This window comes from Burkholderia sp. AU15512 (assembly GCF_002223325.1).
GTDB lineage: Bacteria > Pseudomonadota > Gammaproteobacteria > Burkholderiales > Burkholderiaceae > Burkholderia.
Genome location: NZ_NKEX01000003.1, coordinates 536,427 through 550,598, shown reverse-complemented (window position 1 = coordinate 550,598; position 14,172 = coordinate 536,427). Strand labels below are relative to the sequence as shown.

Genomic DNA, 14,172 nt, shown 5'->3' with positions numbered 1-14,172 from the left:
GGTAGTCCGGTTGTCGCCGGTCAGCCAGGTCGGCATGCGCGCGCAACCCCCGCCCGTCGAATCGGTGCTGCGGGCGGGCCCCTCGTTCGGACGCGCCCGTCAGCCAGGTTACCGGCTATCCATCGGACACTTCAGATTGCAGCCGTTGGGGTCCCCCAGGTCACCCTTGCGGCGCAAGGCCGACTTCTTGCCGCTCTGGTATTTCTGCGACGGCGCGGACGCTGCGAACGGCATCTGCGGATGCTCGTTCAGGCGAAACTGTTCGCTCAGGATACCGCCAGGCACACCGGGCGAATTCTGCGCGAGCGCAAACGGCGAAACAGCGGCCAGCAGCCCCGCGGTCAACACTGCCGCGGCGAGGGGAACGGAAAATTTCATGGCGGGATGACGCTTGAACGGCGTACTTGTTGGAACGTTGGTCAAGCGGCAAGCGTAGCGTAAATCCCCTGCTGCTGCATCGCGGTTCGATTGCGTCCGCGTTACCGGGCATTGCCCGCCGGCACGCTCGCGCCGTCGCCGCCGGCCAGCCCCGACGCGATGCTCGTCAGCGTTCCACACGCAGCCGGATCGTAGCCGTCGAGATGCGCGACGCGCTCGACGAAGCGCGCATCGCGCAGCAGCGCCAGCACGCCGGCAAGCGGCCGCGCATCGAGCCGCGCGCGCTCACATGCGAAGTAATAGTCTTCGTCGACGACCGGGATGAAATCGAGCCCGAAATGATGGGCGGCCGGTTCGACGCCGAAGCCGAGATCGGCCATCCCGCTCGCGACGAACGCCGCGATCGCCGAATGCGTGAGCTCGGCCGATGCGTAGCCGTCGATGCGCTCGGGATCGATGCCGATCGCGCGCAGCGCGAGATCCAGCAACATGCGCGTGCCCGACCCCGGCTGGCGGTTGACGAAGCGGATGTCATTGCGCGCGAGATCCGCGAGCCCGCGAACCTGCTTCGGGTTGCCGCGCGGAATGAATAACCCCTGCTGGCGCCGTGTCAGGTGGATCAGCACATGGCGCGTGTCGTCGAGCCACGGCCGGTAGATCTGCGCGCACTGCGCGCGAAACGCGCCGCGAGGCAGATGGAAGCCGGCCAGGTCGCACTCGCCGCGGGCAAGCGCCTGCACGGCCTCGACGCTCTCGCGATACTTGATGTCGACAGCCGCCTGCGCATCGACCAGCGCGGAGACGAGCGTCGCGACTGCGTAGCCGTGCGACGCATGGATACGCACGGCGCCGTCGCGCTGCGCGAGCCGCCGGTTCAGGTCGCTCGCCACTTCGGCGGCCAGCGTGCGTAGGTTCCCGTCGAGCCGGCTGCGCGCGAGGCGCTGCGCATCGACGACGGCCTGCCCGAGCGCCGACAGCGTCGAGCCCTTGCCGCGCGCGGTTTCGATCAGTTCCCCGCCGATGCACGCCTCGAGCGCGCGCAGCATGCCCCATGCGTGCCGATAAGACAGCCCTTTCGCTTGCGCGGCCTGCGCAATGCTGCCCGTGTCGGCCACGAGTTCGAGCAACGGCGCGACGTCCGACAGGCTGGCCGCACGGCCTTCCGTGTCGCGCACGGTCAGATACGCGTCGCATTCGATGCGAATCAATTATGTACTCCGATTTCCTATTGCGACCGCCAAATCTTCCGCTTATCGTTGGTCAAAATCAATCTGAATGAAGTCGCGATGCGCACTATATGAACCTCGAGCGCATATGAGACTTTGGAGGAGCACAACCGATGTCCCCGAATTCCCAAGCGCCCGACGCGCTCGTCGAGCGCCATGCGCGCGCCGGCCGGTCGCTCGTGGCGATCCTGCACGCGATCCAGGACGACGCAGGTTACGTGCCGCCAGGCTGCGTCGCGCCGCTCGCCCGCGCACTCAACCTGTCTCGCGCGGAAGTGCACGGCGTCCTGACCTACTACCACCACTTCCGCACCGCGCCGCCCGCCCGCGTGACGATCCAGATGTGCCGCGCCGAAGCGTGCCGCAGCATGGGCTGCGAAGCGCTGGCCGCGCATGCGGAAGCCCGCACGGGTTGCCGGTTCGACACGGCGCACGGCGATGCCGCCGATGCGCATGCCCCCGGTGACGTCGCACTCGAATCGGTCTACTGCCTCGGACTGTGTGCGCAGTCGCCGTCGCTGACGGTCAATGGCGTGCTGCATGCCAAGGTCACGCCGGAGAAATTCGACGCGCTGCTTGCCGACGCCGTCACCCGCACCCCGGAGGCCGCATGACGACCCGCGTCTATGTCCCGCGCGATTCGTCCGCGCTGGCGCTCGGCGCCGACGCGCTCGCCGCCGCGATCGAGGCGGAAGCCGTACGCCGCGGCATCGCCATCGAACTGGTCCGCAACGGTTCGCGCGGGCTGCTGTGGCTCGAGCCGCTCGTCGAGGTCGGCACGGCCGCCGGCCGCGTCGGCTATGCGAACCTGTCGCCCGCCGACGTGCCGGCCCTGTTCGACGCAAACTGGCTCGAAGGCGGCACGCATCCGAGCGGCGTCGGCCTCGTCGACGCACTGCCCTATCTCGCGCGCCAGCAACGCCTCACGTTCGCCCGCATCGGCCTGACCGACCCGCTGTCGATCGACGACTACCTGCGATACGAAGGCCTCGCCGGCCTGAAGAACGCGCTCGCGCTCGACGGCGATGCCGCGTGCGAAACATTGATCGAATCGGGGCTGCGCGGCCGCGGAGGCGCAGCGTTCCCGGCCGGCATCAAGTGGCGCACGGTCCGGCAAGCACGCGCCACGCAGAAATACATCGTCTGCAATGCGGACGAAGGCGATTCGGGCACCTTCTCCGACCGCCTGCTCATGGAATGCGACCCGTACTGCCTGATCGAAGGGATGATCATCGCGGGCGTCGCGACCGGTGCGACGGTCGGCTACATCTACGTGCGCAGCGAATACCCGCACGCAATCGCCACGCTCGAAGCCGCGATCGTCCGCGCACGCGAAGCCGGCTGGCTCGGCGAGCACGTGCTCGGCTCCGCGCACGCGTTCGAGCTGCATGTCGCGAAAGGCGCGGGCTCGTACGTGTGCGGCGAGGAAACGGCGCTGCTCGAATCGCTCGAAGGCAAGCGCGGCGTCGTGCGCGCGAAACCGCCGCTGCCCGCGCTCGCTGGCCTATACGGCCAGCCGACCGTCATCAACAACGTGATCACGCTCGCGACCGCGCCCGTGATCTTCGCGCGCGGCGCCGCGTTCTATCGCGATTACGGGATGGGCCGCTCGCGCGGCACGCTGCCGTTCCAGCTCGCCGGCAACATCCGCCACGGCGGCCTCGTCGAACTCGCGTTCGGGGTCACGCTGCGCGAGCTGCTGTTCGATTTCGGCGGCGGCACGGCCAGCGGCCGGCCCGCACGTGCCGCGCAGGTGGGCGGCCCGCTCGGCACCTACCTGCCCGACCAGCAGTGGGACGTGCCGCTCGACTACGAAGCGTATACGGCGATCGGCGCGGTGGTCGGCCACGGCGGCATCGTGCTGCACGACGACACGTCGAACCTCGCCGAGCTCGCCGAATACGCGATGAAGTTCTGTGCGATCGAGTCGTGCGGCAAGTGCACGCCGTGCCGGATCGGTTCGACGCGCGGCGTCGAGACCATCGCACGCATTCGCCACGGCGATACGTCGGAGCGGCAGGTCACGCTGCTGCGCGACCTGTGCGACACGATGCTGGCCGGTTCGCTGTGCGCCATGGGCGGCATGACACCCTACCCGGTGCTGTCCGCGCTCGACCATTTCCCCGAAGATTTCGGGCTCGCTGCCGGCAAACATGCCGCGTCGGGTCCGGTCAAGGCTGCGGCCTGACCCAGAAGGAGCCCTGCATGTCCCTCGACACGAACAACGTCCGCCAAGGCGGCTGCGGCTCAGGCCAATGCGCGTGCAAGCGCGCTGCGCAGGCGCGTGCCCTCGATCCGTTCGACGATACCGACTACGGCACGCCGCAACGGCATGCCGATACCGACGTCACGCTCGAAATCGACGGCCAGCCGGTCACGGTGCCGGCCGGCACGTCGGTGATGCGTGCGGCGATCGAAGCCGGCGTCAACGTCCCGAAGCTCTGTGCGACCGATTCGCTCGAACCGTTCGGCTCGTGCCGGCTGTGCCTCGTCGAGATCGAAGGCCGGCGCGGTTATCCGGCGTCGTGCACGACACCTGCGGAAGCGGGCATGAAGGTGCGCACGCAGTCGGACCGGCTGCAGTCGCTGCGTCGCAACGTGATGGAGCTGTACATCTCCGACCATCCGCTCGACTGCCTCACCTGCCCCGCCAACGGCGACTGCGAGCTGCAGGACATGGCCGGCGTCGTCGGGCTGCGCGAGGTGCGTTACGGCTTCGACGGTGCGAATCACCTGCGCGACAAGAAGGACGAATCGAATCCGTACTTCACGTACGACCCGTCGAAGTGCATCGTCTGCAACCGCTGCGTGCGCGCCTGCGAGGAAACGCAGGGCACGTTCGCGCTGACGATCGCCGCACGCGGCTTCGAATCGCGCGTCGCGGCCGGCGAAAGCGAATCGTTCATGGCGTCGGAATGCGTGTCGTGCGGCGCGTGCGTCGCCGCCTGCCCGACCGCCACGCTGCAGGAAAAATCGGTCGTGCAACTCGGGCAGGCCGAACACTCGGTCGTCACGACCTGCGCGTACTGCGGCGTCGGCTGCTCGTTCAAGGCCGAGATGAAAGGCACGCAGGTCGTGCGCATGACGCCGCACAAGAACGGCCTCGCGAACGAAGGTCACGCATGCGTGAAAGGACGCTTCGCGTGGGGCTATGCGACGCACAAGGATCGCATCACGAAGCCGATGATCCGCGAGAAGATCACCGACCCGTGGCGCGAAGTCAGCTGGGACGAAGCGCTCACCTACGCGGCAACGCAATTCCGCAAGCTGCAGGACAAGTACGGCCGCGATTCCATCGGCGGCATCACGTCGTCGCGCTGCACGAACGAGGAAACCTACCTCGTGCAGAAGCTGGTGCGCGCCGCGTTCGGCAACAACAACGTCGACACCTGCGCACGCGTGTGCCACTCGCCGACGGGCTATGGCCTCAAGACGACGCTCGGCGAATCGGCCGGCACGCAGACGTTCGCATCGGTCGGCCAGGCCGACGTGATCGTCGTGATGGGCGCGAACCCGACCGACGGCCATCCGGTGTTCGGCTCCCGGCTGAAGCGGCGCGTACGTGAAGGCGCGAAGCTGATCGTGATCGACCCGCGCCGCATCGACGTCGTCGACGGCCCGCATGTAAAGGCCACGCACCACCTGCAACTGCGCCCCGGCACCAACGTCGCGATCGTCAACGCGCTCGCGCACGTGATCGTCACCGAAGGGCTCGTCGCCGACGCATTTGTCGCCGAGCGCTGCGACACGCGCGCATTCGAGCAATGGCGCGAGTTCGTCTCGCGAGCCGACAACTCGCCCGAGGCGAGCGCCGACGTGACGGGCGTGCCGGCCGACCTGGTACGCGAAGCCGCGCGCCTCTATGCGACGGGCGGTAATGCCGCGATCTATTACGGCCTGGGCGTGACCGAACACGCGCAGGGCTCGACGACGGTGATGGGCATCGCGAACCTCGCGATGGCGACCGGCAACATCGGCCGCGAGGGCGTCGGCGTCAATCCGCTGCGCGGCCAGAACAACGTGCAGGGCTCATGCGACATGGGCTCGTTTCCGCACGAACTGCCCGGCTACCGACACATCGGCGACGAAGTCGTGCGCACGCAGTTCGAAGCGGCGTGGTCGGCGAAGCTGCAACCGGAACCGGGGCTGCGCATCCCGAACATGTTCGACGCGGCGCTCGACGGCAGCTTCAAGGGGCTTTACTGCCAGGGCGAGGACATCGTCCAGTCGGACCCGAATACGCAGCACGTCGCGGCCGCGCTGTCGGCAATGGAATGCATCGTCGTGCAGGACATCTTCCTGAACGAGACCGCGAAATACGCGCACGTGCTGCTGCCCGGCTCGTCGTTCCTCGAGAAGGACGGCACGTTCACGAACGCGGAGCGCCGCATCTCGCGCGTGCGCAAGGTGATGCCGCCGCTCGCGGGCTACGCGGACTGGGAAGTCACGCTGATGCTGTCGCGCGCGCTCGGCTACGAGATGGACTATGCGCATCCGTCGGAAATCATGGACGAGATCGCACGGCTCACGCCGACCTTCTCGGGTGTGTCGTACGCGAAGCTCGACACGCTCGGCAGCATTCAGTGGCCGTGCAACGAGCACGCGCCGGAAGGCACGCCGACGATGCACATCGACGCATTCGTGCGCGGCAAGGGCAAGTTCGTGATCACGCAGTTCATCGCGTCGCCGGAGAAGGTCACGCAACGCTATCCGCTGATCCTGACGACGGGCCGCATCCTGTCGCAGTACAACGTCGGCGCGCAGACGCGCCGCACCGAGAACGTGCGGTGGCACGAAGAGGATCGCCTCGAGATCCATCCGCACGACGCGCAGGATCGCGGTATCCGCAGCGGCGACTGGGTGGGCATCGAATCGCGTGCGGGGCAGACGGTGCTGCGCGCGCTCGTGACCGAACGCATGCAACCGGGTGTCGTTTATACGACGTTCCACTTCCCGGAATCGGGCGCGAACGTGATCACGACGGACAGCTCGGACTGGGCGACGAACTGCCCCGAGTACAAGGTGACGGCCGTGCAGGTGCTGCCCGTCGCGCAGCCGTCCGACTGGCAGCAAGCGTATGCGCGCTTCAACGCGGAGCAGCTCGACCTGCTCGAGCGCCGCGCCGCCGCGACCGCCGGCGTGACGACAGGCAAGTGAGGAAGCGATGGACAACGGACACCTGATCGACATGGCCAACCAGATCGGCGCATTCTTCGAATCGATGCCCGATCGGGACGAAGCGCTGACCGGCATCGCCGACCATATCCGGCGCTTCTGGGAACCGCGGATGCGTCGCGCATTGCTCGCGGCGCTCGACGATCCGTCGAGCGAGGCCGGGCAACGTGCGGCACCGATCGTGCGCGACGCGATCGCCGCGCACCGCGCGTCGCTCGTACCCGCCGCGGCGAGCGCCTGACGGCACCGCTACGCGGACCGCGACATGCCCGCGAACCACCTTTCGCAATGGCGCAGCAGCACGTTCGCGTCGGTCGCCGTGCGCCCGCGCACGGCGACGTAACCATCGGGCCGCAGCAGGTAAAACGACGGCCGCGAGCGGCCGTATTCCTGCGCGAGCCCGGCATCGCCGCCTTCGGCATCGGTGACGCGCCAGACGCGCACCGCATCCGGCATGATCCGGTCGAGCCCCTGCACGAGCGCCTGCGCGTCGGTCGGCATCGGCGGCACCGCGCCGGTGTCGGCATTCACCGGCTCTTCCAGCAGCAGCAACGTGAAGCTCGCCGGATCGTGCAGATCGTATAGCCGCGCCGTTCCGGGCGCCTGACCGAGCGGCCCGTCGAGCACCCGCACGCGCGCGTCGGGGGCCCGCTCGCCTGCGCGCGGCCCGCCATCGAGCACGCGCTCGAGCGTCAGCGGGCTCTTCCGGTACTGCACGCCGAGCTCGCTGACCGTGCGCCGCACCGCGTCGCGCATCGGCCCGAACGACGCCAGCACCGGCACGACGTGATCGCGCAGCAGCTTCATCGCGCCGCGCTCGGCTTCAACGATCTGCGTGACGAAACCGGTCTGCCGCAACACGTCGCGCTCGATCGGATGACGCTCCGCGTGATACGTGTCGAGCAACCGCTCAGGCGTGCCCGCGCCGAGCACGCGCGCGAGCTTCCAGCCGAGATTGAACGCTTCCTGGATGCCGGTGTTCATGCCCTGCGCGCCGGCCGGGCTGTGGACGTGCGCGGCGTCGCCCGCGAAGAACACGCGGCCGTGACGCAGCCGGTCGACCATCCGGCTGTGCAGATGAAAATACGCCGACCACGCGAGATCGCTCGGCGAGATCGACGCGCCGGCTCGGGCACGCACGATCGCGTCGCATTCCGCGAGCGACGGGGTCGGCGCATCGGGCGACGCGTCGCTGCCGGGCGGCCGGTCGGCCACGAGCCGGTAACGGCCGCCGCCCATCGGAAACAGGCCGGCGATGCCTTCGGATGTCGTGAACAGGTGGATCTCTTCGTCCGGCCAGTCGGGTATCGCCGCGAAATCGGCGAGCAGGAAGGTCTGCTCGAACGCATGCCCGGCGAAGCCCAGGCCGAGCAGATGCCGGACCGTGCTGTGCGCGCCGTCGGCGGCGATCAGGTACGACGGCGCGAACGATTCGTCGCGGCCGTCGGCGCAGCGGATCGACACGTCGAGCGACGCACCGCCCGCCTCGCACGCGGTCAGCGTCGCACCGCGCTCGACCGTCACGCCGAGCCGGGCCAGATGTTCGGCAAGCAGGCGCTCGGTGACGGTCTGGTCGAGAAACAGCAGGTACGGATTGCGCGTTTGCAACGGATCGAAATCGAGCCGCGCGATCACGCGGCCGTCGGCATGCAGCGCGGCCGCATGGGCACGATGACCGAGCGCGAGAAATGGTTCGACCGCGCGATGCTGCTCCAGCAGTTCGAGCGTGCGCGCCTGGATGCCGATCGCGCGCGAATACGGCGCGGCCGCGGCGAGCCGATCGATGATGCGCACCGGCACGCGGGCTCGCGCGAGGCTCATCGCCGCGGCAAGGCCGGTCGGCCCCGCACCGACGATCAGCACGGGCGGGATATCGGGCAGTGTGTCAGCCATGAGAACCTCGATGACACGCGATCCTGCAAGTCTACGCTGCTCCGCGTGACGGGGCCATATGCCGATCGGCCGACGCGCGGCACCGCCGCGCGGTGTGGGAAAATACCCGCTTTCCGTCAGTTTTCGCGTTATGGATTCCGCATTCGACCGGGCGTATGCCGCACACCGCGCGGGCCGCCTCGCCGAGGCCGAGCACGGCTATCGCAACGCGCTCGCCTCCAATCCCGCCGACGCCGACGCGCTGCATCTGTTCGGCGTGCTGCGGCACCAGCAGGGCCAGCACGCCGAGGCAGCCGATCTCGTCGGCCGCGCCGTCGCGCTGCGGCCGGGCGACGCCGCGCTGCAGCTCAATCTGGGCAACGCGCTGAAGGCGCTCGGCCGGCTCGACGAAGCAGTCGACCGCTTTCGCAATGCGCTGACGCTCGCGCCCGAATTTCCGCTCGCGCACTACAACCTCGGCAACGCGTATGCGGCGCTGCAGCGCCACGACGATGCGATCGATGCATTCGGCCGCGCGCTGCGGCTCACGCCCGACGATGCATCGATCCACAACAATCTCGGCAACGCGCTGAACGCGCTCGGCCGCCACGACGATGCGCTCGCCGCGTTCCATCGTGCGCTCGAGCTGCGGCCCGGGCATGCGGGCGCGCACAACAACCTCGCGATGGCGCTGAACGCGATGGGCCGTGCCGACGACGCAATCGCGCATTTCCAGGCCGCGATCGCCGCGCAGCCGCGCTTCGTCGCCGCCCATTTCAATCTCGGCAACACGTTCGATGCGGTCGGCCGACATGCGGAGGCGGCCGCCGCGTTCGAGGCCGCGCTCGCGCTGCATCCGTCGTTTCCGCTCGCGCTGTTCGGGCTCGCGAACGCCCTGAGCGCGCAGGCCCGCCACCGCGACGCGCTGCCCTACTACGAGCGTGCCGTCGGGCTCGATCCGTCGTTCAGCCTGGCCTGGCTGAATCTCGGCAACGCCCATCACGCGCTCGGTGCGCACGAGATGGCGCTGCGCGCTTTCGACCAGGCACTGCGCGTCGCGCCCGATCTCACGCTGGCACGGCTGCACCGCGCGGTCACGCTGCTGACGCTCGGCGACTTCACGCGCGGCCTGCCCGCCTACGAAGCGCGCCACGACACGCCCGGCGCGACGCCGCTCGGCACGCTGCCCCGCTGGCAAGGCGAGCCGATTGCGTCGCGCACGCTGCTGATCCGCGCGGAACAGGGCTTCGGCGACACGCTGCAGTTCGTCCGTTTCGTGCCGCTCGCCCGCGCACGCTGCGCGCGCGTCGTGCTCGAAGTCCAGCCGGAACTGGTTACGCTGCTGGCGCCGGCCGCGGCGCGCTGGCGCGTGACGCTCGTCGCGCTGGGCGCGGCAAAACCGCCTGCCGCGGATGTCGCGTGCACGCTGATGAGCCTGCCGTTCCTGCTCGGGCTTCAGACGAAGGAGGACATCGTCGCGGGCGCGCGCTACCTCGACGCGCCCGACGGCGCCGGCCGGCGTTTTCGCGGCTCGCTCGGCGGGCAGTCGAAGCGCAAGTTCGGCCTTGCGTGGTCGGGGCGCCGGCAGGCGCAGGAAAACCGTTCGATGCCGTTCGACGCGCTCGCACCGCTGCTCGCGCTGCCGGACATCGACTGGATCGTGCTGCAGCCCGCACTCGACGACGACGAACGCGCGCGCGTCGACGCGCATCCGCGCGTGCATCGGCTCGACGGCCGGCTGAACGACTTTGCCGACACGGCCGCGCTGATCGATCGGCTCGACGGCATCGTCACGATCGATACGGCGGTCGCGCACCTGGCCGGCGCGCTCGGCAAGCCGCTGTGGGTGATGCTGCCGTTCGCGCCCGACTGGCGCTGGTTCACCGGCGACGACTGCCCGTGGTATCCGCAGGCCAGACTCGCCCGCCAGCCCGCGCCGGGCGAATGGCACGACGTGGCGGCCGCGGTCGCCGGCATGCTGCGCGAAGCCTGAACGCAGACGAAAAAAGGGAGCGCGCCGCGCTCCCTTTTTCATTGCATGGTATGCGGCCGGCGCCGCGCGTCATACCGCTGCCGGTCAGGCCGCCTTGTACTGGTTGCGCGCCTCGGTCGTGCGATACAGCACGAGTGTCGCGATCAGCCCGCAAATCGCGGCAACGCTCAGCCACAACCCCGGCGCCGCCTTGTTCCCGGTCTGATGAATCAGCAGCGTCGAGATCGCGGGCGTAAAGCCGCCGATCGTCGTCGCCAGGCTGTATGCAAGCGAGAAACCGGCCGTGCGCACGTCGGCCGGCATCACTTCGGTCAGCGCGACGACCATCGCCCCGTTGTACGACGCGTACAGGAACGACAGCCACAGCTCGACCGCGAGCAGCCGCAGGAACGACGGATCGCCGACGAGCCACAGCACGGCCGGGTAAGCCGTCAGCAGCGTCAGCACCGTGAACGCGATCAGCACCGGGCGGCGACCGACGCGGTCGGACAACGCACCGGACAGCGGCAGCCACACGAGATTGGAGATCCCCACGCAGACGGTCACGACGAGTGCATCGAGCGACGACAGGTGCAGCACTTCCTTGCCGAACGTCGGCGTATAGGCGGTGATCATGTAGAACGACACCGTCGTCATGATCACCATCCCCATGCCCGCCACCACGACGCCCCAGTTGTCGAGCATCGAACGCATGATCTCGCCCATCGTCGGACGATGACGCTTCGCGAGGAACTCGTCGGTCTCCTTCAGCGAGCGACGGATCAGGAACAGGAACGGCACGATCAGGCAGCCGATCAGGAACGGAATGCGCCAGCCCCACGCGGTCATCTCCTCGGCCGGCAGTGCGCGGTTCAGCAGCACGCCGACGAGCGCGGCGAACACGACGGCCACCTGCTGGCTGCCCGACTGCCACGACGTATAGAACCCCTTGTGCCCCTTCGTCGCGATCTCCGACAGGTAGACAGACACGCCGCCGAGTTCGACGCCGGCCGAGAAACCCTGCAGCAGCCGACCGAGCAATACGAGCACCGGCGCGAGCACGCCGATCGTCGCATAGCCGGGTATCGCGGCCACCGCGAGCGTGCCGATCGCCATCAGCCCGAGCGTCAGGATCAGCCCCTTGCGGCGGCCGTGATGGTCGATGTACGCGCCGAGCACGATTGCGCCGACCGGCCGCATCAGGAAGCCCGCGCCGAACACCGACAGCGACAGCATCAGCGACGCGAATGCATTGCCGCTCGGAAAGTAGGTTTTCGCGATGGCCGACGCGTAATAGCCGTAGACCATGAAGTCGTACATTTCCAGGAAGTTGCCGCTGACGACCCGGAACACGGTGCGGACTTTCGATTCCTGCGCGATGGCGTGTGACGCTGTGGACATGTTTTTCTCGCTCAGCTCGGATGGCGCGAATCCGCGCCGCATGGATCCGACGACGCACGCGGCGCCGGGCCGGCGCGCACGGGCATCGCTGCCCGCCGGCGGCGCACCGCGCAACGACGCGCGCACCGGCATGGTTCGCGCATCATGCCACGCCAACCCGACATTTGCCTTGTGTCGCCCCTGCCGGTGCGGCCGCGGCGTTCTCCTCGTACAAGTCGTCCCGAAACGGCAGCAAAAATCAGATTGATCTGATCGACCGGCCTTCGCTGGCTGACGACAATGTCTCGATTTGCGACGACATATCCGCGCCGCACCGGCACGGATGCCCGTGCCGCATGGCGCACCGCCCTCATGACTCCATCGTCCCTCGTCCCCGTTGCAGGCGCACTCGCCCGCCCCCGCGTCGCTCCGCTCGATCACGTGCCGTCGCTCGGCCGCGACTGGACCTTTCGCGGCGCCCCCGGTGCGCGGCCCGGCAAGCACTGCCTCGCGACACTGACGACATCCTGCATCGACGTGGACCGGCCGCACCGCGCATGCCAATGGCAGCCGCTGCCGATCATGGCGTCGGCACCGACACGTGCCGGGTCGCCGGTTGCACGGCCTGCCACTGCGGCCCCGTGCTCCCGCCATATCGCCGGCGGCTTTCGCGACCGGCGTGCGAAGTACGCGATCTGCTGGAGTATCGGCGCGCTCGGCATCATCGGCTGGCTGATTGCCGCATATGAACCGATTGCAGGGTTCGGGCCTCCCTACGCGATTCATGCGGCCGGTGGCGTACGGGATCACGCTACGTCGTCGTCCGGTGCCGTGCGGGTCGCTGCGGGTCAACCGAGTACGTCGACGAGCGCGCCATCGCAGCGCAAGATGGGCGCGCCCGTCGCGACAACGGCCGCATCACCGCCGGCCACGCACCAGGTCGCGCGTCCTCCAGCATCGCTTCGTCCAAAGGCAACATCCGGCGTGCCGCCGACCGCCACTGCCACTGCCGCGTCGCCTCGTTCGAGCGGCAAGCGCATGGCGACGGCGCCGGTCCGAACACCGACCGTGGTGCGAATGGCCACGCTGCCGCCGACCCGCGGCAGCACGGTCGACACCCGCACCCGCGACCGGCTCGCCGCATTGCCGCGTGCAACTGACGACATGCGCGACACGCTCGACGATCCGCTCACGCTGATCGCGATGGCGAGCGCGCTGCGCGCTACCGAGCCTGTCCCTGCAACGCACGCGCCCGCCACCGGCGTGGACTGGACGGCACAGCTGTCCCACCGCCGCCTGACCGATACGCCGGGCGCATTCTCGCGCTGACGGCCCGGCCATAAAAAAACCCGGCGAAGCTTGCTTTGCCGGGTTTTGCTCGTCTCTGCGTCCGTCGGACGATGCGTTACTTGTGCGCGGGCAGCCCCGTCTCGTTCTGCTTCTCGAGCTGTCGCACCTGCTCCTGCAGATCGCGCAGCTGCATCTGTGCAGCCCGCTTCTCGACCTGCAGCGCCTGCGCCTGCTCCTGCGCCGAGCGCTGCCGCTGCGCGACTTCAGCCTGCTGGCTGCGCGCCACGCTCAGGTCGGCCTGCAACTGCTGCGCACGATTCGCCTGCAACGCAATCACGCGCTCGAGAAACGCCTTCTGCGCGTCCAGCTCGGTACGGCGGATCTCGATATCGGCGAGTTGTACGGTTTGTTGAACGAAGTTCGCGTAGACCATCTCCGCGCGGGTCTTTTCCTGCGACCGGATCACGCGCCACAGATGCTTGTCCTGGAACAGCGCGACGTAGTACGTCATCTCGCGCGGGTCGAACATCAGGCTCGCACCGTAGCTGCCGTTGTACGTCGTGCGCATCTCGACGATCCGGCCGTCGTGCAGCATCTGCGTCAGCTCCGCGACGTTGCCTTGTGCGGCGGCATCCGTCGCAGCCGTGGCGGATGCCGCCGTGTCGCCGCGCAGGCTCGTGACCGCCGGACGCGTACCGGCGGTGGGCGCCGTCGCGTCGGCGGACCAGGCCACGCCCGCTTGCGCGCAGGCAGCCAGCGCAACGATCCACGTGGCGCATCGTGCAGGGGAAAAATTTCGGAAAGCCAACGTCAGACTCCGGCAAACGAATCGGAACTCGCGATTATCGTTCAAAACGAAACGGCCGCATCTCGAATTTG

11 protein-coding genes are annotated in these 14,172 nt (G+C 68.5%); 6 read left to right on the top strand and 5 right to left on the bottom strand.

Annotated features, from left to right (window positions below; all coding sequences use genetic code 11):
* Positions 1-108: 108 nt before the first annotated feature.
* Both CFB43_RS05095 and CFB43_RS05090 read right to left on the bottom strand, forming a co-directional pair.
* Positions 109-378, bottom strand: a complete 270-nt coding sequence (locus CFB43_RS05095) for a hypothetical protein (RefSeq protein WP_089494314.1) — start codon at positions 376-378, stop codon at positions 109-111.
* A 101-nt stretch (positions 379-479) separates the two neighbouring features.
* Complete coding sequence (locus CFB43_RS05090) at positions 480-1,586, bottom strand: substrate-binding domain-containing protein (RefSeq protein WP_089472358.1); 1,107 nt, start codon at positions 1,584-1,586, stop codon at positions 480-482.
* Between the two features lie 131 nt (positions 1,587-1,717).
* Between CFB43_RS05090 and CFB43_RS05085 the strand changes: the two genes are divergently transcribed.
* The 4 genes from CFB43_RS05085 to CFB43_RS05070 are packed head-to-tail and all read left to right on the top strand — an operon-like array spanning position 1,718 to position 7,020.
* Positions 1,718-2,218, top strand: a complete 501-nt coding sequence (locus CFB43_RS05085) for an NAD(P)H-dependent oxidoreductase subunit E (RefSeq protein ID WP_089494313.1) — start codon at positions 1,718-1,720, stop codon at positions 2,216-2,218.
* Entirely contained in the window at positions 2,215-3,792 is a 1,578-nt protein-coding gene (locus CFB43_RS05080; RefSeq protein ID WP_089494312.1) for a formate dehydrogenase beta subunit, read from the top strand. Before CFB43_RS05085 ends, CFB43_RS05080 begins: the two co-directional genes overlap by 4 nt.
* 17 nt (positions 3,793-3,809) lie before the next feature.
* Complete coding sequence (gene fdhF / locus CFB43_RS05075; protein WP_089494311.1) at positions 3,810-6,761, top strand: formate dehydrogenase subunit alpha; 2,952 nt, start codon at positions 3,810-3,812, stop codon at positions 6,759-6,761.
* A 7-nt stretch (positions 6,762-6,768) separates the two neighbouring features.
* Entirely contained in the window at positions 6,769-7,020 is a 252-nt protein-coding gene (locus CFB43_RS05070; RefSeq protein WP_069256072.1) for a formate dehydrogenase subunit delta, read from the top strand.
* Positions 7,021-7,028: 8 nt separating this feature from the next.
* Here the strand turns inward: CFB43_RS05070 and CFB43_RS05065 are convergent, their stop codons facing one another.
* Positions 7,029-8,672 carry an FAD-dependent monooxygenase gene (locus CFB43_RS05065; protein WP_089494310.1) on the bottom strand — a complete coding sequence of 548 codons (1,644 nt, stop codon included), beginning with the start codon at positions 8,670-8,672 and terminating at the stop codon, positions 7,029-7,031.
* 130 nt (positions 8,673-8,802) lie between these two features.
* Here CFB43_RS05065 and CFB43_RS05060 point away from each other — a divergent pair, with 130 nt between their 5' ends.
* Complete coding sequence (locus CFB43_RS05060; protein ID WP_413226772.1) at positions 8,803-10,644, top strand: tetratricopeptide repeat protein; 1,842 nt, start codon at positions 8,803-8,805, stop codon at positions 10,642-10,644.
* A gap of 84 nt (positions 10,645-10,728) precedes the next feature.
* On the opposite strand, the gene CFB43_RS05055 is transcribed toward CFB43_RS05060, so the two are convergent.
* On the bottom strand, positions 10,729-12,024 hold the full coding sequence (locus tag CFB43_RS05055) for an MFS transporter (RefSeq protein ID WP_089495251.1): 1,296 nt from the start codon (positions 12,022-12,024) through the stop codon (positions 10,729-10,731).
* Positions 12,025-12,375: 351 nt separating this feature from the next.
* Between CFB43_RS05055 and CFB43_RS05050 the strand changes: the two genes are divergently transcribed.
* Positions 12,376-13,332, top strand: a complete 957-nt coding sequence (locus tag CFB43_RS05050) for a hypothetical protein (protein WP_089494308.1) — start codon at positions 12,376-12,378, stop codon at positions 13,330-13,332.
* Between the two features lie 76 nt (positions 13,333-13,408).
* On the opposite strand, the gene CFB43_RS05045 is transcribed toward CFB43_RS05050, so the two are convergent.
* Positions 13,409-14,101, bottom strand: a complete 693-nt coding sequence (locus CFB43_RS05045; RefSeq protein ID WP_089494307.1) for a DUF2968 domain-containing protein — start codon at positions 14,099-14,101, stop codon at positions 13,409-13,411.
* Positions 14,102-14,172: the final 71 nt, after the last annotated feature.

Excerpts from the sequence above, each read along its gene's own strand:
- CFB43_RS05095 (WP_089494314.1), bottom strand. The coding sequence starts at position 378 with ATGAAATTTTCCGTTCCCCTCGCCGCGGCAGTGTTGACCGCGGGGCTG.
- CFB43_RS05065 (WP_089494310.1), bottom strand. The coding sequence starts at position 8,672 with ATGGCTGACACACTGCCCGATATCCCGCCCGTGCTGATCGTCGGTGCG.
- CFB43_RS05055 (WP_089495251.1), bottom strand. The coding sequence starts at position 12,024 with ATGTCCACAGCGTCACACGCCATCGCGCAGGAATCGAAAGTCCGCACC.
- CFB43_RS05085 (WP_089494313.1), top strand. The coding sequence starts at position 1,718 with ATGTCCCCGAATTCCCAAGCGCCCGACGCGCTCGTCGAGCGCCATGCG.
- fdhF (WP_089494311.1), top strand. The coding sequence starts at position 3,810 with ATGTCCCTCGACACGAACAACGTCCGCCAAGGCGGCTGCGGCTCAGGC.
- CFB43_RS05050 (WP_089494308.1), top strand. The coding sequence starts at position 12,376 with ATGACTCCATCGTCCCTCGTCCCCGTTGCAGGCGCACTCGCCCGCCCC.
- CFB43_RS05060 (WP_413226772.1), top strand. The coding sequence starts at position 8,803 with ATGGATTCCGCATTCGACCGGGCGTATGCCGCACACCGCGCGGGCCGC.
- CFB43_RS05080 (WP_089494312.1), top strand. The coding sequence starts at position 2,215 with ATGACGACCCGCGTCTATGTCCCGCGCGATTCGTCCGCGCTGGCGCTC.
- CFB43_RS05070 (WP_069256072.1), top strand. The coding sequence starts at position 6,769 with ATGGACAACGGACACCTGATCGACATGGCCAACCAGATCGGCGCATTC.